Source organism: Streptomyces sp. NPDC002520 (genome assembly GCF_053595235.1).
The window spans coordinates 74,672-94,160 of the sequence record NZ_JBSFXG010000020.1 but is presented as its reverse complement, the minus strand read 5'-3'; the positions used below and the strand labels follow the sequence as shown (position 1 = coordinate 94,160).

Genomic DNA, 19,489 nt, shown 5'->3' with positions numbered 1-19,489 from the left:
CCCCGGGGGCCGCTAGAGCCGCGGCCCCTGGTTGCTGCCCTCGTACAGGGCCTCCACCTGAGCGGCGAAGTCCTGCATGATCTTCTCCCTGCGCAGCTTCATCGAGGGGGTCAGGTGTCCTGCCGTCTCGGTGAAGTCGGTGGGCAGGACGGCGAAGCGGCGGATGGACTCGGGGCGGGAGACGAGCTGGTTGGCCTCGTCCACGACATGCTGGAGGATCGCCTCCAACTCGCGGTCTCCGAGGAGCAGTTCCGGCGGGACCGGGTGCTTGCCGTTCATCCGGCGCCAGTGGGTGATGCCGTCCGGGTCGAGGGTGAAGAGGGCGGCGATGTAGGGGCGGCCGTCGCCGACGAGCATGCACTGGGAGATCAGCGGGTGCTGGCGCAGCCAGTTCTCCAGCGGCGCCGGGGCCACCGACTTGCCGCCCGCCGTGATCAGCAGTTCCTTCTTGCGGCCGGTGATGGTCAGGTAGCCGTCGTCGTCGAGCGTGCCGAGGTCGCCGGTGTGCAGCCAGCCGTCGCGGGTGGCGGGGACGACGCCGCCGGCCCCCGGGTCCCAGTAGCCGCGCATGACGTGGTCCCCGGCGACCAGGATCTCGCCGTCCGCAGCGATCCGTACCCGGGTGCCGGGCATGGGCCAGCCGACCGTGCCGAGGCGGGGCTTGAGGGGCGGGGTGACCGTGCTGGCGGCGGTGGTCTCGGTCAGGCCGTAGCCCTCGAAGATCTCGATGCCGGCGCCGGCGTAGAAGGCGCCCAGGCGGCGGCCGAGCGGGGATCCGCCGCTGATGGCGTAGCGGACCTTGCCGCCCATGGCGTTGCGGATGCGCCGGTAGACGAGCGGGTCGTAGAGGGAGCGGGCCGCCTTCAGGGAGGCGCCGGGGCCGCTCCCGGTGCCGGTCTGCTGGGCCTCCAGCGCCTCGCCGTAGCGGACGGCCGTGGCCGCGGCGCGGTCGAAGGTGGAGACCTTGCCGCTCGACTCGGCTTTCGCGCGGGCCGAGTTGAAGACCTTCTCCAGCATGTACGGGATGGTGAGCAGGCAGGTCGGGCGGAACGCGGCCAGGTCCGGGAGCAGTTCGCCGGCGTCCAGGCTCGGCGCGTGCCCGAGCCGTACCCGCGCCCGGATGCACGCGATCGCCACCATGCGGCCGAAGACGTGGGACATCGGCAGGAACAGCAGCACCGACATCTCGTCGCCGGACTTCGCCTTGAAGACCGGGTGGAGGAGTTCGATGGCGTTGTCGACCTCGGCGAAGAAGTTGCCGTGGGAGAGGGCGCAGCCCTTGGGGCGGCCGGTGGTGCCCGAGGTGTAGATGAGCGTGGCGAGGGTGTCGGGGCTCAGCATGCCCCGGCGCACGGCGACCTCGCTCTCCGGTACGGGCTCGCCGACCTGGGCGAGCTGCCGCACATGTCCCTGGTCCATCGCCCACAGGTGCTTGAGGTGGGGCAGGTGCTGCATCTCGGGGCCGATCTCGGCGGCCTGCTCCTCGGTCTCGGTGACCAGGGCGACGGCGCCGGAGTCGTGCAGGATCCAGCGGCTCTGGAAGAGCGAGGCGGTGGGATAGACGGGCACGGTGACGAGGCCGGCCGCCCACGCCGCGAAGTCCAGCAGTGTCCACTCGTACGTGGTGCGGGCCATGACGGCGATCCGGTCGCCGGACACCAGCCCGGCCGCGATCAGCCCCTTGGCCACGGCCAGCACCTCGGCGGCGAACTCCGCCGCCGTCACGTCCCCCCAGCGGCCGTCGGCCCCCTTGCGGCTGATCACCACCGCGCCGGGATCGGCCTCCGCGTTGTCGAACGGCAGTTCCGCGAGCGAGCCGTGCCGCACCGGGGGCGTGAACGGCGGGACGTACGCCTCGCGCACGGTCCCGTTCAGCCGCTGGACCAGGGGCTCCACCAGGACGGGCCGGCCGTCGTAGTCGGTGGCCGTGACGGGCATGCCGGGGGAGATGGGGGCGCTCGGGTAAGAGGTCGACACGGGGCGGCTCCTGTGGCGTGCAGCGGCGGACTGCTTGCTGCATGACGTACGTGCCTCGCACACCGAGGCGTTCACCGTGGGCGGACCTTGGGGCGAGTTACCGCCGGTTAGCCAGGTGATCGTACGAGGCCGTTGTGGTGAGCTCGTGCGGGTTCGGCGGTGTTCCGGCGCCGGGGGTGTGCAGCCTCGGAGTTTTCGTGAGGGCGGCTCCGTTCCACCGCATCAGCACGGGCTTACCACCGGTAACTTTACTCCACGGTAAACAAATTGCACCCACTCGCGCGGGAGTCGCACATGGCCGTCGTCACGCTCACCTCCGCGCCCGCGCTCGCCCCGCTGCTGACCGCCGGCGCCCTGCGCTCCCCCTTCAAACGCCCCTCCCCCGCAACGGACTTCCCGTGCACCCGCCTCGTCCTGCCCGGCCTGCGTGTCGACTCCGCGCGGCTGACGGCGTACGAACGGGTCTGCGGCTTCACGGCGGACCCGGCTGGGGGCGGAGGTGGGAGCGGGGGCGTCCTCCCCGTCACGTATCCGCACGTCCTCGGATTCTTCGCGCAGTTCCCCGCGCCCCTTGGGTACGTACCCGCACCCGGTGCCGGAGAGGGCCCCTTACTGCGTCACGTCTTCCTGGCTGCGGTTGGCCTCCAGGTTGGCCTTCATCCGGTCGACCCGGTTCACGATCTGCGCGGACGCCCGGTCCCGCTCCTTACGCAGGACCACGAAGCTGATCGGCGCCGAGAGGATCAGCGAGAGAAGCAGGACCCACAGGAAGTTGGAGCCGCCGAAACCGCGCGGGACGATGCCGGAGTAGACGGCTCCCCAGACGACCACGAAGCAGCCGGCGAAGACACCGAGGCGCATCAGCGTGTAGCGGAGCATCTCAATCCACTCTTCCGATTCCAAAAAGGGGCACCGTCCAGTGAAGCACGGTGCAAACCGGATCTTGCAGGCGGGTCGGTGCGGGGTCAGTGCAGCGGCAGCAGCATGAAGATGTCGTCCCGGTCGTCGCCGGGTGCGACCCGGATCGCACCCGGTACCCGGCCGACCTCCTTGTAGCCGCAGGAGCCGTAGAACCGCTCCAGGCCGAGGCCGCCCCGGCAGGTGAGCCGTATCGCCTCGATGCCCTCGAAGCCGCGGGCCGCGTCCTCGGCGGCGGCCAGCAGGTCGCGGCCGTAGCCCTTGCCCTGGTGGCGGGGGTGCACCATCACCGTGTACAGCCACAGCCAGTGCTTCATCAGCCGGTGCGTGTTGTGCGTGAGGAACGCGGTCGCCGCGACCGCTCCCGTCCCGTCCCGGCCGACCAGCAGCCGGGCGCGGCCCTCGACCATGGCCACGAAGTGCTTGACCAGCTCCGGGCGTATGTCCTGCGCCGTCACCGGCGGCACGAACCCGACGGAGCCGCCCGCGTTCGAGACGTCCGTCCACAACGTGAGCAGATCGTCCCTCAGGGCAGGCGAGACCGCCGGGTCCAGCTCGAAGGTCAGCGCCACGCGGTCACACCCGCATCGGCTGCGGCGACTCCCGGCGCAGCGGGTCCGGGCCGTCGTACTCGCGGATGATCTCGTAGCGGGTGTTCCGCTCGACCGGGCGGAAGCCGGCGTCGCGGATCAGGTCCAGCAGGTCCTCGCGGGTCAGCTTGTTCGGGGTGCCGTAGTTGTCCGCGTCGTGCGTGATCTTGTACTCGACGACCGAGCCGTCCATGTCGTCGGCGCCGTGCTGGAGGGCGAGCTGGGCGGTCTGCACGCCGTGCATCACCCAGAAGACCTTCACGTGCGGGACGTTGTCGAACAGCAGCCGGGAGACGGCGAAGGTCTTGAGTGCCTCCGCGCCGGTCGCCATGGTCGTACGGGCCTGGAGCTTGTTGCGGACCTTGCCGTCCTTCATGTCCACGAAGTCGTGCTGGTAGCGCAGCGGGATGAAGACCTGGAAGCCGCCGGTCTCGTCCTGCAGCTCACGCAGCCGCAGCACGTGGTCCACGCGGTGGCGCGGCTCCTCGATGTGGCCGTACAGCATGGTGGCCGGGGTCTTCAGACCCTTCTCGTGCGCCAGGCGGTGGATGCGGGACCAGTCCTCCCAGTGGGTCCGGTGGTCCACGATGTGCTGGCGGACCTCCCAGTCGAAGATCTCCGCGCCGCCGCCGGTGAGGGACTCCAGGCCGGCGTCGATCAGCTCGTCGAGGATCTCGGAGGCGGAGAGCCCGGAGATGGTCTCGAAGTGGTGGATCTCCGTGGCCGTGAAGGCCTTGAGGGAGACGTGCGGAAGGGCGGCCTTCAACTCCCGCAGCGAGCGCGGGTAGTAGCGCCACGGCAGGTTCGGGTGCAGGCCGTTGACGATGTGCAGCTCGGTGAGGTTCTCCGACTCCATCGCCTTGGCGAGCTTCACCGCCTCCTCGATGCGCATCGTGTACGCGTCCTTCTCGCCCGGCTTGCGCTGGAACGAGCAGTAGGCGCAGGACGCCGTGCACACGTTCGTCATGTTGAGGTGCCGGTTGACGTTGAAGTGCACGACGTCGCCGTTCTTACGCGTCCGCACCTCGTGGGCGAGACCGCCCAGCCACGCCAGGTCGTCCGACTCGTACAGCGCGATGCCGTCCTCACGAGTCAGCCGCTCACCGGAGCGGACCTTCTCCTCCAGCTCGCGCTTGAGCCCGACGTCCATGCTTACACCTTTCTCCGACAGCCCGACCAACGGTATCCCTACACCTCTTCGGGGAGTTCCCCGACCCGGTTCTCCCACTTCGTCGACAGCACGATGGTGGTACGGGTCCGGGACACCCCCTTGGTCCCGCTGAGGCGCCGGATGATCCGCTCCAGGCCGTCCACGTCCGCCGCCCGCACCTTGAGCATGAACGAGTCGTCGCCGGCGATGAACCAGCAGTCCTCGATCTCCGGCAGGTCCTTGAGCCGCTGGGCCACGTCCTCGTGGTCGGCGGCGTCGGACAGCGAGATGCCGATCAGGGCGGTCACGCCGAGGCCGAGGGAGGCCGCGTTCACCGTGGCCCGGTAGCCGGTGATGACACCGGCCGCCTCCAGCCGGTTGATGCGGTCGGTGACGCTGGGGCCCGACAGGCCGACGAGGCGCCCCAGCTCCGCGTACGAGGCCCGGCCGTTCTCCCTCAGGGCCTGGATGAGCTGCCTGTCCACCGCGTCCATGCGATCGAAGCCTTCCGCTGAAGAGTTCTCGAAGTGAATGAGAGGTACTGCGCCGTGCCCGGCTACCGGGCCGACGTACCGCCGGCCGCGCCGGCACCGCCGCCCAGTTCGCCCTTCCAGCGCCGGTACAGGCCGTGCCCGACGCCCGCCGCGTCCAGCACCCGCCCGGCGACGAAGTCCACCAGGTCCTGGATGTGGGTGGCGCCCGCGTAGAAGGCCGGCGAGGCCGGGACCACGCTCGCACCGGCGTCGTCCAGCGCCACCAGGTGCCGCAGGGTCTGCCCGTTCAGCGGGGCCTCCCGTACGGCCACGACCAGCGGCCGGCGTTCCTTCAGTGTCACGCTCGCCGCGCGCTGGAGCAGGTCCTTGGACAGCCCCAGGGCGACACCGGCGACAGCGGCCGTGGAGGCCGGGACGATGAGCATTCCCTTCGCCGGGTACGACCCCGAGGACGGCCCGGCCGCGAGATCCCCCGCGCTCCAGTACCGCACCCCGCCGATGTCCACGGCGAAGGTCCCGGGCTTGCCGTCGGCGCCCAGGGTCAGCCATTCCCGCAGGTCCTCCTGCCAGTGCGCGTCCCGGAACGAGATGCCCGTCTCGTCCAGCAGCGTCAGCCGCGAGGCCCGGCTGACCACCAGGTCCACCGCCTCACCGGCGTCCAGCAGCGCGCGCAGCACGGCAGCCGCATACGGTGTCCCGGAAGCTCCGGACACCCCCACGATCCAAGGCGCGCGCTGCGTTTCTCCTGCGTTCACACCTTGAGCGTACCGGCGGGTCGGGGGGTGCTCAGGCCGGGTCGGTCACTTGGCGCCGCCGCATCCGACGTCAGACGGTCAGACCCCGAACGAGGAGATCGAGCAGCGCGCACACGAACAGGGCAATGCCGATGAATCCGTTGACCGAGAAGAACGCGCGGTTCACACGGGACAGGTCGTGCGGGCGGACGATGGTGTGCTCGTAGACGAAGGCGCCGGCGACGACGGCCAGGCCCAGCCAGAAGAACGCGCCGGCGTGGGTGGTGAGGGCGTACCAGACGAACAGGGCCGTGGTGATCGCGTGGCAGACGCGGGCGCCCCAGATCGCGGCCGGGATGCCGAAGCGGGCCGGGACCGACATGACGCCGATCTCGCGGTCGGTCTCGACGTCCTGGCAGGCGTAGATCAGGTCGAAGCCGCCGATCCAGATGCCGACGGCGAGGCCGAGGATCACCGCGTCCCAGGACCACGAGCCGGAGATGGCGAGCCAGCCGCCGACCGGGCCCATCGCCTGGGCCAGGCCCAGGATGGCCTGCGGGAAGTTCGTGAACCGCTTGCCGTAGGGGTAGACCACCATCGGGATCACCGCGATGGGGGCCAGGGCCAGGCAGAGCGGGTTGAGGAGGGCCGCGGCGCCCAGGAAGACCACCAGGGCGATCAGGGCGCCCGTCCAGGCGTGCCGCACCGACATCGCGCCGGTGACGAGCTCGCGGTGGGCGGTGCGGGGGTTACGGGCGTCGATCTCGCGGTCGATGATCCGGTTGACCGCCATCGCGAAGGTGCGCAGGCCGACCATGCAGATCGTCACCAGCAGCAGCCGGCCCCAGTGGATGTTCTTGTCCCACTGGAACATCGCGGTCAGCGCGGCGATGTAGGCGAAGGGGAGCGCGAAGACCGAGTGCTCGATCATCACCAGGCGCAGGAACGCCTTGGTGCGTCCCGGCCGCGGGAGTGCCGCGGAGGCGCTGCTCACAGGCCGTACTCCTTCCAGCGGCGGTCCACCAGGGCCGCCGTATCCGGGTCCGACAGGACCATGTCCGGCCACCCGCCGTCGCGGGTGTAGCCCTCCTCCGGCCACTTCTTCGTGGCGTCGATGCCCGCCTTGCCGCCCCAGAACTGCTGGTAGGAGGCATGGTCGAGATGGTCGACGGGGCCTTCCACGACGGTCAGGTCGCGGGCGTAGTCCGTGTTGCCGAGGGCCCGCCAGGCGACCTCGTGCAGGTCGTGGACGTCGCAGTCGGAGTCCACGACCACGATCAGCTTCGTGAGGGACATCATGTGGGCCCCCCAGATCGCGTGCATGACCTTCTGGGCGTGCTTCGGGTACTTCTTGTCGATCGAGACGATCGCACAGTTGTGGAAGCCGCCGGCCTCGGGCAGGTGGTAGTCCACGATGTCCGGGACGATGATCTTCAGCAGGGGCAGGAAGAAGCGTTCCGTGGCACGGCCGAGGGGGCCGTCCTCCGTGGGCGGGCGGCCGACCACGATCGACTGGAGCAGCGGCCGCTTCCGCATGGTCACGCAGTCGATCGTCAGGGCCGGGAACGGCTCCTGCGGGGTGTAGAAGCCGGTGTGGTCGCCGAAGGGGCCCTCCGGCAGCATCTCGCCCGGCTCCAGCCAGCCCTCCAGGACGACCTCGGCGTTCGCCGGCACCTGGAGCGGGACGGTCTTGCAGTCGACCATCTCGATCCGCTTGCCCGCGAGGAACCCGGCGAACAGGTACTCGTCGATGTCGCCGGGGAGCGGGGCGGTGGAGGCGTAGGTGACGGCGGGCGGGCAGCCGAAGGCGATGGCGACGGGCAGGCGCTCACCACGGCGCGCGGCGACCTGGTAGTGGTTGCGGCTGTCCTTGTGGATCTGCCAGTGCATGCCGATCGTGCGCCGGTCGTGGCGCTGGAGCCGGTACAGGCCCAGGTTGCGGATGCCGGTCTCGGGGTCCTTGGTGTGGGTGAGCCCGAGGTTGAAGAAGGAGCCGCCGTCCTTCGGCCAGGTGAACAGGGCGGGCAGCTTGTCCAGGTCCACCTCGTCGCCGCGCAGGACGACCTCCTGCACGGGGGCGCTGTCGGCCTTCACCTTCTTCGGCGGCACGTGCGCCATCGCGCCGAGCTTCCCGAACGCCTCGCGCACACCGACGAAGCCGTGCGGCAGCTCGGGCCGCAGCAGCCCGCCGATCTTCTCGGAGATCTCGCCGTACGACTTCAGGCCCAGCGCCTTCAGCAGGCGGCGGTCGGTGCCGAAGACGTTCATCGCGAGGGGCATCGCCGAGCCCTTCACGTTCTCGAAGAGCAGCGCGGGTCCGCCGGACTTCTGGACCCGGTCGACGATCTCCCCGACCTCCAGGTACGGGTCGACCTCGGCCTTGATGCGCTTGAGGTCTCCCTCGCGCTCCAGTGCGCGCAGCAGGGAGCGAAGATCGTCGTAAGCCATGGGGCCAAGTATCGCCGACGGACGGATTCGCGCCGTGGGTGGGCTGGCCGTTGCCGGGTGCGGGTCTGTGGGGGCTGGTCGCGCAGTTCCCCGCGCCCCTGGGGAGTTACCGCTAGCCTTGCCGAGTCGTCAGGATCGTCTCGGTTGTCGGGGGATTTGCGCTTCATGCTCAGATATCTGCCGTTTCTTATGGTCCTGGCGTTGTGGATCTACGCCTTCGTGGACTGTCTGAACACCCCTGAGGAAGAGGTGCGGCACCTGCCGAAGGTGGTGTGGGTGATCATCATCCTGCTCTTCGGCGAAGTGCTGGTGGGCCCGGTCGCCTGGCTGGTCACCGGCAAGGTGCGGCGCGCCCCCGAGACGGGCTCCACTCCTTTCGAGTGGCACCGCAACACCGCCGCCACCTGGGTCGCCCCCGACGACAACCCCGAGTTCCTCAAATCCCTCGACAAGGACGACCCGAAGAGCGACTGACACATGGAACTGAGGCTGCTCGTCACCTTCCAGAAGGTCGCCACCGTGCTGAGTTTCACGCGGGCCGCGGCCGAGTTGTCGTACGCGCAGTCCAGTGTGACCAGCCAGATCCGGGCGCTGGAGTCCGACCTGGGCGTGGAGCTGTTCGACCGGCTCGGCAGCCGGATCAGGCTCACCGAGGCGGGCGAGCGGCTGCTGCCGTACGCCCGGCAGATCATCGAGCTGGCCGAGGAGGCGCGGGCGGCGGTCACCGAGCCGGAGGAGCCGTCCGGGACGCTGACCGTCGGCACCATGGAGTCCCTGACCTCCTACCGGCTGCCCCCGCTGCTGGAGTACTTCCACCACCGCCACCCCAAGGTGCGGCTCGCGCTGCGCACCACCATCGGCGACGAGACGCGGCAGGCGCTGCGGCAGGGCACGTACGACGTCGGGTTCCTGATGGAGGAGGAGACCGAGCACCCGGGGCTGGAGAGCGCGGTGCTGGCGGTGGAGCCGCTGGCGCTGGTCGCGGCCCCCGGACACGCCCTGGCCGGGCGGCCGGTCGCGACGGCCGAGCTGACCGGGCAGTCCCTGCTCGCCACCGAGCCCGGCTGCGCCTACCGGGACCTGTTCGAGCGGGAGTTGACGGCACTGAAGCCGGTGGCGTTCATGGAGTTCGGCACCATCGAGGCGACCAAGCGCGCGGCGGCGGCCGGCCTCGGGATCACGCTGCTGCCCGAGGTGACGGTCGCCGCCGAACTCGCGGAGGGCTCTCTCGTACGCCTTGGCTGGGAGCCGCCGTTCACGCTTCGCACGCAGCTGGCGTGGCGGGCCGGGAAGCGGCTTCCGGCGCATGCGCGGCTGTTCGTGGAGCGGGCCCGGCAACTCGTCGCGGAGCAGAGCGGGCGGTCCGGGCCAGCGTGACCTTCAGGCTCGCCGTCACGATCAGCGGGACGCCGAGGGCCTGGACGAGGCCGATGTGGTGGCCGTACACCATCCAGTCCATGAGCATCGCGACCGCCGGGTAGACGAAGGCGAGGACGGCGATCTTCGCGGTCGGGAGCTGGGCGTAGGCGGCGTACATCAGGACGTACATCACGCCGGTGTGCACGAGGCCGAGTCCGACCAGCCAGCCCCAGTCCCAGCCCGTGCCCCGCATGGCGCCGAAGTCGGCGAAGGGCAGCAGCAGCGGGATGCCGACCAGGACCTGGACCAGGGCGATCAGGTGCGGGCGCACCCCGGTGATCCGCTTGGTGACCAGCGTGGACAGGCCGTAGAGGAGGGCGGCGAGCAGGGCCTGGCCGATGCCGGTGAGGTATGTGCCGCCTCCGGTGAAGTCGGCCGGAGTCACGCCGGAGACGAGGATCAGCCCGGCGAACGCGACCACGATCCAGCCCACCCTCGCGGCGGTGAGCCGCTCCCGGAACAGCAGGGCGCCGAGCAGGACCACGTAGAAGGGCTGCGTGTGGTAGACCACCGTGGCGACCGAGATGGACGTGTTCTCGTACGACTGGAAGAGCAGCACCCAGTTGAAGACGATGAACACCCCGCCCAGGACGGCGAGTCCGAGCGTGCGCGGGGTGAAGCCGTGGTCGCGCAGCCAGCCCCGGGCGACGACGTAGCCGCCGAGGGCGAGGGCGCCGAACAGGACGCGGAAGAAGACGACGTCGAAGGGCGGCGCCCCGGACTCGACGACGAAGACGCCGAGGGTGCCGGAGAGCATCATCGCGGTGGTCAGCTGGGCCGTGCCCCTGTTTTCCGGTGTCATGGCGTCGACGCTACGAAGGGCGGGCTCCCCCGGTCCACGAGCCAGCGAGGGGTGCTGCCGATGGGGGTATCGGCGCGGCCGATGACCGCAGTTCAGGCGTTCCGCCGCGCCGTGGACCGTGGGCCAGCCGGAGCTCTACCCCCTCGGCGTCTCCGTCTCCGGATTCTCCATCCTCACCCTCGCCACGACGGCACCGGCCGAGCTGCGCCGGCTCACCGAGCAGGCCTTCGCCAAGGCGCTCGACGGCACGGTGTCCCTGCCGGTGACCGCCGAGTTCCCGCTGGAGGACGCCGCGGAGGCCCACCGACTGATGGGCACCCGCACGAGCACCGGGAAGCTGCTGCTGCGGGTGGGCGCGTAGCCACCCGTCACGTCCTGGCCCAGCTCTGGGAGGAGGCTCCCGACGTGCAGGTCGCCTCGGCAACACCGCCGCCGTAGGCGAGGTCGAGACAGCCGCCGTCGTAGACGGTGTACAGGGAGTTACCCGATCCCGTCTTCCAGAGGCGGACGTCGGAGGCCTGGGCGCAGTCGCCGACGAAGACGGCCTGGTTCATGCCGTTCGCGCTCAGGCAGGCGCCGCTCGACACGTTGACGACCTTGACGCTGCCGCCCGCGGCACTGCGGAAGGTCCAACGGGCGGAGGAGGACGAGCAGTCGCCGAGACCTGTGGAGCCGTAGACCTGGATCAGGCACTTGCCGTTCTCGCCGTTCTTGAGGTGGAAGGTGCCTGAGCCGGGGTTGGTGGGGGAGGTTCCTCCGGAGGAGGAGCCGCCCGAGGAACCTCCGGAGGAGGAACCCCCCGAGGAACCTCCTCCGGAGACGGATCCTCCCGAGCTACCGGAACCGCCCGAGCCGGAGACGGATCCTCCCGAGCCGCCGGAACCGCCCGAGCCGGAGGCCGAGTTGTCGCTCGCGCCTCCAGAGGTTCCGCCGCTCGACCCGCTCGACCCGCCCGAGCCGCCGGACGCCCCCGAGTCCTTCGTACCCCTTCCGGGCTTCTTCTTGCCCGAGGGAGAGGGCGAACTCTTCTTGTCCGGCTTCGGTGTACCGGAGGGACTCGCGAAGGACGAGCCGGGTGTGGGGACGACCGACGCGGAGACGGAGGCCGCCGGGCCGGCGGCCGTGCCGTCACGGCCGGTGTCCCTGGCGTACGGGAGGAGCTGGAAGGCCAGGGTCGCCGTACCGACGACGACCACGGCCGGCAGGACGGCCAACAGGACGCGGGAGCGGCGCCGTTCGTGGGTGCCGTCGCCCTTGCGCCCGCTCTCGGAGGGCCGTACGACCACCTCGGGCTCAGCCTCGGGACCGGGCTTCGGCTCGTGGGCCGGGGCTGGGGCCGGGGCTGGGGCCGGGGCCGGGGCCGGCGCCGGGGCCGGGTCCACCACCGTCGCCTCCGGCACCACCGTCGCCTCCGGCACCGCCGCCGCGAACGCCGCCCGCTCGGTCAGGCGCTCCGTGAGGGAGGCGGGCCACAGCGGAGGCTCGGACAGGCTGTGGCCGGTGGCCAGTTCGACGAGTTCGGCGGCGGTGGGGCGGCCCTCGGGGTCCTTGTCCAGGCAGGACGCGACGATGCCCGCCAACTCTGGTTCATTCTCGCCCAGTTGCTCCAGGTCGGGCTGCTCGTGGACGATCCGGTACAGCACGCCGTGCCCGGACTCGTCCCCGAAGGGCGGCCTACCGCATGCCGCGTACGCGACCACCGAACCCAGCGCGAACACATCCACCGCACCGGTCAACCGCCGTGCGCCAGAGGCCTGTTCGGGCGACATGTAGGCGGGGGTGCCCACCACCATGCCGGTCCGGGTCAGCTGGCTCTGCTCGGCGGCCCGGGCCACGCCGAAGTCGATGAGGGTGACACCCTCCAGGGTCAGCATGACGTTCGACGGCTTGACGTCCCGGTGCACCATGCCCAGCTCGTGCACCGCCGCCAGCCCCGCCGCGGCCTCCCGCAGCAGCAGCCACAGCGCCTCGGGCGGCAGCGCGCCGCCGTGCGCCTCCAGGGCCTCACGCAGAGTCAGCCCGGGGACGTAGGCGGTGGCGAACCACGGCGGCCTGGCCTCGCGGTCGCCCGCGAGCAGTGGGGCCGTGGCCCCGGCGGGCAGCCGCGAGAGGTTGTCCAGTTCGTGCCCGAAGCGCCGTACGAAGTCCTTGTCCTCGCCGACCACCGAGGGCAGCACCTGCTTGACGGCGGCGTACCTGCCCTCGTGCACGCCCAGATAGACGCGTCCCATGCCGCCGGATCCGAGCCGGCCGACCAGCGGGATCGGGCCGATCCGCCGGGGGTCCTCGGTCTCCAGCGGCTCGACCCCGTCATGTTCCCCGTGCTCCTCGTTCAACGCGCTCCCCCTGCGTACACTGTTCCACGGTTCTAAAATTCGTTTCTAGAAAAGTATTCCAGAGTGAGCCGTAAACAACAGCGGGGCGAGGCCACCGTCGAGCACCTCCTGGACGCCGCGCTGCGCGTGTACGCCAAGGGGGGCGACCAGGGGCTGACGGTCGGCGCCGTCACCAAGGCCAGCGGGGTGAGTCTGGGCAGCCTCTATCACCACTTCGGCAGCCTCGACGGCCTCATGAACGCGCTGCTCACGCGATGGCTCGGCCGACTGCTGGACGAGCTGGCCGCCGCCTTGGCGGGCACCCGCACCGCCCACACCGGCATCCGGGCCCTGGTCGTGGCCTACCTGGGCTTCGTCCAGCAGCACCGGGAGGCGGCCGTCCTCCTCCACTCCTCCTACGCCGACCGGGCGGGCATGGCCGACGGCCGGCGCCTGCGCGACGCCCAGGAGGCCCGCCTCTCCCCCCTCGCCCAGTGGGCCCAGTCGTACGTCGACGCCGGTGAACTCGCCCCCCTCCACCCGGCGTTGATCGAGTCCCTCGTCCTCGGCCCGGTCATCGCCCTGGCCCGCCGCAGGCTGTCCGGCATCGACGACGTCGACCTCGACGAAGCGGCCCTGATCCTGCCGGACCGCATCTGGCGCGCGGTCGCGGCGGAACCGAAGTGACCACGGAAGTCCCGGCCACCCGCGCGCGGGCGTAGCGGCCCGGCCGGTCACCGAGGGTTATTCAGTCCCGCGTTCGCACCGACACCCGTTCCGTTGAAATGGTCCGGGCGGGCATGTCCGCGACGGGTCCGACGGCATTCCTTTGAGGGGGCCCTCGTCCAGGAGTCCCTTCTTGCGATCGGAGACGCGTGCGCATCACAGACATCCAGCGTTGCGGGGTCCGGCCGGGACGGCTCGTCGAGTGGACCCTCGCTCCGGCGACCGTCGCGGCGGCGAGGGGGCTTCCGGAGGACTCCCGGCCGCCCGCCTACATCCAGGAGTCGCACATCAGAACCGCCAAGTCCGTACGGGACGACGGCCTGTTCGTGCCCACCTGGCTCGGTACGGTCTTCGACCTGCCCGGACCGGTCGACCTCGACCTGCTCCAGGAGGCGCTGCGCACCTGGACCGTGCGGCACGAGACGCTGCGCAGCGGGTTCCGCTGGGCGGGCGGGGCGGGCGACGAGCTGCGCCGGTTCACGCTGGACGCCGAGGACGTGTCCCTGCACCGCGAGAGCGTCGGCGACTTCACCGACCCCGACGCCCTGGCCGCGCACCTGCAGAACCGCTTCGACACGGTCGCGGACGCGCTGCGCTGGCCGAACCTGATCTACGCGGCCGTCGTCCGGGACGACTCGGCCAGCGTGTACCTGGCCTTCGACCACAGCAACGTGGACGCCTACTCGCTGCACGGCATCCCCGCCGAGATCGAGGAGCTGTACACGGCCGCCCGCGAGGGGCGCGGGCCCGTCGTGCGCACCCCGGCGGCCAGTTACGTCGACTTCTGCGAACTGGAGCGGGCGGACGCCGACCGCGTCGACGGCGGCCACGATGTCGTCTCCCGCTGGCGGGAGTTCATCCGGCGCTGCGACGGCACCCTGCCGAGCTTCCCGGTGGACCTCGGCATCGAGGATGTCGAGCCCGGCGGCCCGCTGCCCCGGCAGCGGATGATCTGCGAACCGCTCGCGGACGCGGACGCGGCGGCCGCGTTCGAGGCGGCCTGCCGGCCGTACGGCGGCAGCCTGGTCGGGCTGCTCGCGGCCACCGGGATGATCGTGCACGAGCTGGGCGGGGTGCCGGTGTACCGGACGGTGGTGCCGTTCCACACCCGGGTGAAGTCCCGCTGGTCCGACTCGGTGGGCTGGTTCGTGGGCGGCGCCCCCATCGAGGTGGCCGTGGCGGACACCCCCGATCTTCCGGCCACGATGCGGGCGGTGCGCGCGCAGCTCCAGGCGAACCGGCCGCTGTCCCGGATGCCGCTCGCCCGCGTGCTGCGCCTGCTCGGCGCCGACTTCCGGCCCACCTCGCCCGACCTGTACTCGATCGTCTCGTTCGTCGACACCCGCGGCATCCCGGGCGCCGCGCGCTGGGCCGAGCAGAAGGCGTACGGGCTGCTGCGGGTGTCGTACGGCGACCAGGTGTGCGTGTGGGTCAACCGGCTGCACGACGGCCTGTGGCTGGCGAGCCGCCATCCGGACACCGACGTGGCGACGAAGAACATGCGGCTGTACGTCGAGCGGCTCCGCGACCTGATCGCGGCGACGGTCACACCACCGACGACCGCGGCGACCGTCTCACCACCGACGAGCGCGGCCCCGGCCACACCACCGCCACCGCTCGGCCACACTTCGTGACCGAACGGACACCACGGGCTCTGGTACGAAGCAACTCCCCCTTCCTACACTTCTGTTGAGGGGGGTGCGGTGGGCGGACGATTGCACGGGCGTGGAGCGCTGTTCGATGTCGAGCCGGCCGGTCTCGCGCCCCGGCTGGTGGGCCTGCGCCCCTTCCATCACCGAAGTCACCCCTTCGAGCACCCGGCCGAGCCGCCGTTCGTGGTGCTGACCGGGGCGCGCGGGCTGGGCAAGACCGCGGTCCTCGACGCGTTGCGGGAGGCCTACCGGGGGCACACACCGCTCGCGTCGGTCGACTGTGCCGAGGAGCAGTTCACCGCCCCGCCCGCGGAGCGGCCCGCCGAGTCCTGGTCACCGGTGGCCCAGGCGCTGCAGGTGATCGCCGAGCAGCTGGCGGAACCGGTGACGGGCGCCGGGCGGATCACCTTCCCGCGGCTGGCGTCCGGGCTGGTCGCGGTGGCCGCGGGCGGCTGGGGCGACGCCGACTCGGAGCGGATCCGCCGGGAGGTCGAGCGGATCCTGCTGCTGAACGAGCGCGGGTCGTGGATCAGCGGGTTCGCCGGCCGCTGGGCCGGAAAGGTGGCGGCCAAGGTGGTGGCCGCGGCCACCGGTACCGGGGCGCTGGTGTCGGGCGCGATCGAGGCGACCCTGGAGTCGATCGCCGAGGGCTTCGCCAGCCGCCGGCACCAGAAGGCGTCGGTGTGGTACCGGACGTACCCGAACGCGGGCGGGCACGCCCAGCGCGGGCTGATCCTGCTGTCGGACCACTTCCGGGCGGGCGGCACCTCCCGGGAGCACGCCGAGCGCCATCTGGTGCGGGCGCTGCTGGCCGACCTGACGGAGGCGTACGCGGGGGTGCTGCCGCGCATGCAGCGCCTGGGCCGGCCGCTGGTGCTGCTCGACAACGCGCAGACCGCGCCGGGACCGGGACTGATCGACGCGGTGCTGCGCGACCGCGCCGAGGGCGTCGCCGACCAGGTGGTGTTCGTCGCGGCCCGGCGCGGCGAGGGCCGCCGGGAGCTGCGCAGCGCTCTGCGGCGGAACCTGCCCGAGGTGGCCCGGCGCACCGACTGGACACGGGACGCGGCCCCCTCCTCGCGGGCACTGGTCCTCGCACTGCCCCCGCTGAGCCCGGACGACACCCTGCACATCGTCGGCGCGGTCTGCGAGGACAACCCCATCCCGCCCCAACTCCCGCACGCCATCCATCGGTTGACCGGCGGTAATCCGCTCGGCATCGTCCTGCTCGCCCGGTCCGCCGCGCAGAACCTGCCCGGGGCGGCCACGCTGGGCGAGCTGCTCACCGCGGGCGTCCGGCCGGGCGAGGACGAGCCCGCCGTACCCGCGTACCGGGCGCTGCTGGACCGGCTGGTGCCGGCCGAGCACCTGGAGGAACTGACCGTGCTGGCCGCCGCCCACGACCACGGCTCGGCCGGCGCGCTGGCGGCGACGCTGCTCCCGGACACCTTCGGCCCGGCGAACGTACGGGAGTTGCAGACCCTGCTGGCCGAGGAGGGGCTGCCGGTCGTGCCCGGACGGTTCGTCGGAGACCCGTTCGTGCGGACCCTGCTCCTGCTCCGGCTGCATCTGCGCGACAGCAGCGATGGGGGCGCGGACCACGCGTCGTGGCGCACCGCGCACGAGACGCTGATCGCCCACTACCCGGAGCCCGAGGACGCCCGCTACCGGCTCCACCACGAACTCGCCCTGGGCACGACGGAGCCGGCGGTCGCCCACCTGCGCGACACCTTCCGCACCGAGGACACCCGCGCCTGGCTGCGCACCCTGCGGTTCGTCGCGTCGGCGCCGTACTTCCACGCGCACGACGCCGAGGGCCGCGACTTCACCGGCCGCGCGGACCGGCGGGCCGCCGTCGCGCTCGGCCGCACGGACGCCGGGCACGCCGTACCGGAGGGCGCGGACGCCGTCCTGCACCTGCGGATACGGCGGTTGCTGCACGCGGTGTGGCTGCTGGCGGACCCGCTGGTGCTGCCCGACCCGCAGGTCGGTGACCGGCTCCGGTTCGAGCTGGAGCAGCTGTCCAACCTGCGGCCCGCGGGCAACGCGCTGCTGTGGCGGGCCTCCCGGGACTGGCCGGCGGCGCTCGCCGGGCGCCCCATGGACGGGCCCGAGGACGACGGCGACGGCGACGGCGGGGACGACGGCCCGGACTCATCGAGCGGGGAGGCGTGATGGCGGGCAGGGGTGTGGGCACGTGGCTGCGCGAGGGCGTGTGGGAGATCCCGCTGCGCCGCTATCTGGCGCTGCTGCTGGCGGCCTGCCTGGTGACCGGCCTGGTGTTCGCGGTGCGGACCCTCACCCACCAGGACCGGTCCTGCGCGCCCGGGGTGGCACGACCGGAGGACGACGACGAGTGCGTGGGCGTGGCCACGGGTCCGTACGACTTCGGGCACGCCCAGCTGCGGGACGTGGTGCGGGCGATCGCGCGGGAGAACGACAGCCTCGGCCCCAAGAAATATGTGACGGTGGCGCTGATGCTGCCGTACAGCTCCTCCGCCACGACGAACCTGAACGACATCCAGCACCAGCTCCAGGGCGCCTACCTGGCGCAGTACCAGGCCAACAAGAAGTCCAACGGGGAGGACCCGAAGATCCGGCTGGTGCTCGCCAACCCCGGTTCCGACGGCGGCCATTGGCGGCAGGTGGTGGACCGGCTCGTCGCCATGACGACGAGCACGGACCGGCTGCGGGCGGTCGCGGGCATCGGGCAGAGCACCGACAACAACAAGAAGGCCGTACGGGAACTGACCCGGCACCACGTCCCGGTGATCGGCTCCTCCATCACCGCCGACGACCTCGCCAACGGGCAGCGGGGCAAGGACCCCTTCCCCGGCCTCGCCCGGGTGGCGCCGACCAACACCGACGAGGCCCGCGCGCTGGCGTCCTTCGCCAAGGTGAGCGCGGGCAAGGCCCTGCTGGTGTACGACAAGCCGGGCGACCCGTACACGCGCACGCTGCAGGAGTCGTTCGCGGCGCTGATCAAGGGCTCGCCGTACGAGCCGCAGCCGTTCACACCGCCCGCCGACCGCAGCCAGGAGGGCACGACCGCGAACACCTTCCGGCAGATCACGCACCTGGTGTGCGACACCTCCCGGGAGACGGACACGATCCTGTTCGCGGGCCGGCACACCCAGCTGCGGCAGTTCATCAACGCGCTGGGCGGGCGCGGCTGCCAGGACCGGGCGTTCACGGTGCTCACCGGCGACGAGGCCTCGTACCTGACCCACGAGAAGACCCTGGACCGCGAGGCCCTGCGGCACAACCTCTCGGTCCGCTACACCTCCCTCGCCCACCCCGACGCCTGGACGAAGGCCTCCGCGAGGACCGGCGGTTCCGCCGCCGACCTCCAGGCGATGCGCACCCTGCTGACGTCCGCGCAGCGCGCACCCGTCGGCCCGATCGGCACGGTCGCCCTGGACGACGGTCAGCTGATCATCGGCTACGACACCCTGCGCCTCGCGGTCCACGGCATCCGCGAGGCGGTCCCGGACGGGCGGACCGTCCCGGCCCTGCAGGACGTGGGGCTGCAGTGGCCGCAGGTCAAGGGGTCGCTGCGGGTGAACGGGGCGAGCGGCTGGATCTGCCTGGACGCGCACGGCAACCCGTACGACAAGGCCGTACCGATCGTCGAGCTGACCCCGGAGGGCGGCTCCCGGTTCGTCCGCATCGCCTGGCCGGAGGGCAAGCCACCGACGAAGGAGTGCCTGCCGCCGTCCTAGGCCTGCGACGGCTGTGGCGGCTGCGACCGCTGTGGCGGCTGCGACGGCTGTGGCGGCTGCGACGGCTTGAGAATGTCGATCAGATGTTCGAACCTGGCGCGCCAGCCGGCCTCCGACTCCCCCTCGCCCCGGAACTCGTGCGTGAACCGCAGCACGCACCCCTCGTCCCCGGCCCGCTCCAGATGGAACCGGATCCGCCCCCCGCCCCCGACGGTGTACTCGGCGACCCGGTCCACGTCCCACGCGGTGACCCTCCCGGTCCCCACATCACGCAGCGTGACCGCCCCGTCGAGCCTGGGCTCGAGAACGTCGACGGCGGTGAACCAGCCCCCGAGCCCCGCGGGAGTGGCCACCGCCGGCCAGACGTCCTCCATCCGCCGCGGAATCCGCACCAGGAAGTGGAGTATGTGCGTGGTCCCCTGCGTCCGGCTGGCCCCCTGTTCGATGGAACCGTTCATGACACCAGCCTGCTCCTGGGGCAGGGGATGCGCACCTGGTCACGGACGCCCGTCCGTACGACGAAGGCCGGTTCCCGTGACCTG

15 protein-coding genes and 4 pseudogenes are annotated in these 19,489 nt (G+C 71.5%); 8 read left to right on the top strand and 11 right to left on the bottom strand.

The features are described from left to right. Positions 1–12: 12 nt before the first annotated feature. Positions 13–1,938 carry an AMP-dependent synthetase/ligase gene (locus ACWD5D_RS26050; RefSeq protein ID WP_451375237.1) on the bottom strand — a complete coding sequence of 642 codons (1,926 nt, stop codon included), beginning with the start codon at positions 1,936–1,938 and terminating at the stop codon, positions 13–15. Between the two features lie 333 nt (positions 1,939–2,271). On the opposite strand from ACWD5D_RS26050, the pseudogene ACWD5D_RS26045 reads away from it, so the two are divergent. Then, positions 2,272–2,526, top strand: a pseudogene (locus ACWD5D_RS26045) (hypothetical protein); the annotation flags it as partial. A gap of 60 nt (positions 2,527–2,586) precedes the next feature. On the opposite strand, the gene ACWD5D_RS26040 reads toward ACWD5D_RS26045, so the two are convergent. From ACWD5D_RS26040 to ACWD5D_RS26010, 7 genes are all read right to left on the bottom strand, one after another. Next, the gene (locus tag ACWD5D_RS26040) at positions 2,587–2,856 is read right to left on the bottom strand and encodes a DUF4229 domain-containing protein (RefSeq protein ID WP_451375157.1); all 270 of its coding nucleotides are present in this window, start codon (positions 2,854–2,856) and stop codon (positions 2,587–2,589) included. Between the two features lie 86 nt (positions 2,857–2,942). Continuing rightward, positions 2,943–3,467, bottom strand: a complete 525-nt coding sequence (locus ACWD5D_RS26035; RefSeq protein ID WP_451375156.1) for an N-acetyltransferase family protein — start codon at positions 3,465–3,467, stop codon at positions 2,943–2,945. 4 nt (positions 3,468–3,471) lie between these two features. Continuing rightward, positions 3,472–4,635 carry an aminofutalosine synthase MqnE gene (gene mqnE / locus ACWD5D_RS26030; RefSeq protein ID WP_451375155.1) on the bottom strand — a complete coding sequence of 388 codons (1,164 nt, stop codon included), beginning with the start codon at positions 4,633–4,635 and terminating at the stop codon, positions 3,472–3,474. 38 nt (positions 4,636–4,673) lie between these two features. Then, positions 4,674–5,129, bottom strand: coding sequence for an Lrp/AsnC family transcriptional regulator (locus ACWD5D_RS26025; protein WP_393877371.1), 456 nt, complete (start codon positions 5,127–5,129; stop codon positions 4,674–4,676). A gap of 62 nt (positions 5,130–5,191) precedes the next feature. Next, positions 5,192–5,884, bottom strand: a complete 693-nt coding sequence (locus ACWD5D_RS26020; protein WP_451375154.1) for a UbiX family flavin prenyltransferase — start codon at positions 5,882–5,884, stop codon at positions 5,192–5,194. 70 nt (positions 5,885–5,954) lie between these two features. Further along, positions 5,955–6,857 (bottom strand): menaquinone biosynthesis prenyltransferase MqnP, encoded by a 903-nt coding sequence (gene mqnP / locus ACWD5D_RS26015; protein WP_451375153.1) that lies wholly within the window; start codon positions 6,855–6,857, stop codon positions 5,955–5,957. After that, the gene (locus ACWD5D_RS26010) at positions 6,854–8,311 is read right to left on the bottom strand and encodes a menaquinone biosynthesis decarboxylase (protein ID WP_451375152.1); all 1,458 of its coding nucleotides are present in this window, start codon (positions 8,309–8,311) and stop codon (positions 6,854–6,856) included. The genes mqnP and ACWD5D_RS26010 overlap by 4 nt, the downstream gene beginning before the upstream one ends. A gap of 165 nt (positions 8,312–8,476) precedes the next feature. Between ACWD5D_RS26010 and ACWD5D_RS26005 the strand changes: the two are divergent. Both ACWD5D_RS26005 and ACWD5D_RS26000 read left to right on the top strand, forming a co-directional pair. Then, a pseudogene (locus ACWD5D_RS26005) lies at positions 8,477–8,782 on the top strand (PLD nuclease N-terminal domain-containing protein); the annotation flags it as partial. Positions 8,783–8,788: 6 nt separating this feature from the next. After that, positions 8,789–9,670 (top strand): annotated as a pseudogene (locus ACWD5D_RS26000) (LysR family transcriptional regulator); the annotation flags it as partial. Here ACWD5D_RS26000 and ACWD5D_RS25995 read toward each other — a convergent pair. After that, positions 9,567–10,532, bottom strand: a complete 966-nt coding sequence (locus ACWD5D_RS25995; protein WP_451375151.1) for a DMT family transporter — start codon at positions 10,530–10,532, stop codon at positions 9,567–9,569. The pseudogene ACWD5D_RS26000 and the gene ACWD5D_RS25995 overlap by 104 nt on opposite strands. Positions 10,533–10,632: 100 nt before the next feature. On the opposite strand from ACWD5D_RS25995, the pseudogene ACWD5D_RS25990 reads away from it, so the two are divergent. Beyond that, positions 10,633–10,893, top strand: a pseudogene (locus tag ACWD5D_RS25990) (zinc-binding dehydrogenase); the annotation flags it as partial. A gap of 7 nt (positions 10,894–10,900) precedes the next feature. Here ACWD5D_RS25990 and ACWD5D_RS25985 read toward each other — a convergent pair. Next, positions 10,901–12,868 (bottom strand): protein kinase domain-containing protein, encoded by a 1,968-nt coding sequence (locus ACWD5D_RS25985; RefSeq protein ID WP_451375150.1) that lies wholly within the window; start codon positions 12,866–12,868, stop codon positions 10,901–10,903. A gap of 63 nt (positions 12,869–12,931) precedes the next feature. Between ACWD5D_RS25985 and ACWD5D_RS25980 the strand changes: the two genes are divergently transcribed. The 4 genes from ACWD5D_RS25980 (at position 12,932) to ACWD5D_RS25965 (ending at position 18,947) form a co-directional block, all read left to right on the top strand. Beyond that, complete coding sequence (locus ACWD5D_RS25980; RefSeq protein ID WP_451375149.1) at positions 12,932–13,534, top strand: TetR/AcrR family transcriptional regulator; 603 nt, start codon at positions 12,932–12,934, stop codon at positions 13,532–13,534. Positions 13,535–13,722: 188 nt separating this feature from the next. Further along, positions 13,723–15,207 carry a condensation domain-containing protein gene (locus tag ACWD5D_RS25975; RefSeq protein WP_451375148.1) on the top strand — a complete coding sequence of 495 codons (1,485 nt, stop codon included), beginning with the start codon at positions 13,723–13,725 and terminating at the stop codon, positions 15,205–15,207. A gap of 69 nt (positions 15,208–15,276) precedes the next feature. Further along, positions 15,277–17,400 (top strand): hypothetical protein, encoded by a 2,124-nt coding sequence (locus ACWD5D_RS25970; RefSeq protein WP_451375147.1) that lies wholly within the window; start codon positions 15,277–15,279, stop codon positions 17,398–17,400. Next, complete coding sequence (locus ACWD5D_RS25965; RefSeq protein ID WP_451375146.1) at positions 17,400–18,947, top strand: hypothetical protein; 1,548 nt, start codon at positions 17,400–17,402, stop codon at positions 18,945–18,947. The genes ACWD5D_RS25970 and ACWD5D_RS25965 overlap by 1 nt, the downstream gene beginning before the upstream one ends. On the opposite strand, the gene ACWD5D_RS25960 is transcribed toward ACWD5D_RS25965, so the two are convergent. Further along, entirely contained in the window at positions 18,944–19,405 is a 462-nt protein-coding gene (locus tag ACWD5D_RS25960; protein WP_451375145.1) for a hypothetical protein, read from the bottom strand. The genes ACWD5D_RS25965 and ACWD5D_RS25960 overlap by 4 nt on opposite strands. Between the last annotated feature and the right edge of the window lie 84 nt (positions 19,406–19,489).

Excerpts from the sequence above, each read along its gene's own strand:
- ACWD5D_RS25965 (WP_451375146.1), top strand. The coding sequence starts at position 17,400 with ATGGCGGGCAGGGGTGTGGGCACGTGGCTGCGCGAGGGCGTGTGGGAG.
- mqnE (WP_451375155.1), bottom strand. The coding sequence starts at position 4,635 with ATGGACGTCGGGCTCAAGCGCGAGCTGGAGGAGAAGGTCCGCTCCGGT.
- ACWD5D_RS26040 (WP_451375157.1), bottom strand. The coding sequence starts at position 2,856 with ATGCTCCGCTACACGCTGATGCGCCTCGGTGTCTTCGCCGGCTGCTTC.
- ACWD5D_RS26050 (WP_451375237.1), bottom strand. The coding sequence starts at position 1,938 with ATGCCCGTCACGGCCACCGACTACGACGGCCGGCCCGTCCTGGTGGAG.
- ACWD5D_RS25960 (WP_451375145.1), bottom strand. The coding sequence starts at position 19,405 with ATGAACGGTTCCATCGAACAGGGGGCCAGCCGGACGCAGGGGACCACG.
- ACWD5D_RS26010 (WP_451375152.1), bottom strand. The coding sequence starts at position 8,311 with ATGGCTTACGACGATCTTCGCTCCCTGCTGCGCGCACTGGAGCGCGAG.
- ACWD5D_RS25995 (WP_451375151.1), bottom strand. The coding sequence starts at position 10,532 with ATGACACCGGAAAACAGGGGCACGGCCCAGCTGACCACCGCGATGATG.
- ACWD5D_RS26025 (WP_393877371.1), bottom strand. The coding sequence starts at position 5,129 with ATGGACGCGGTGGACAGGCAGCTCATCCAGGCCCTGAGGGAGAACGGC.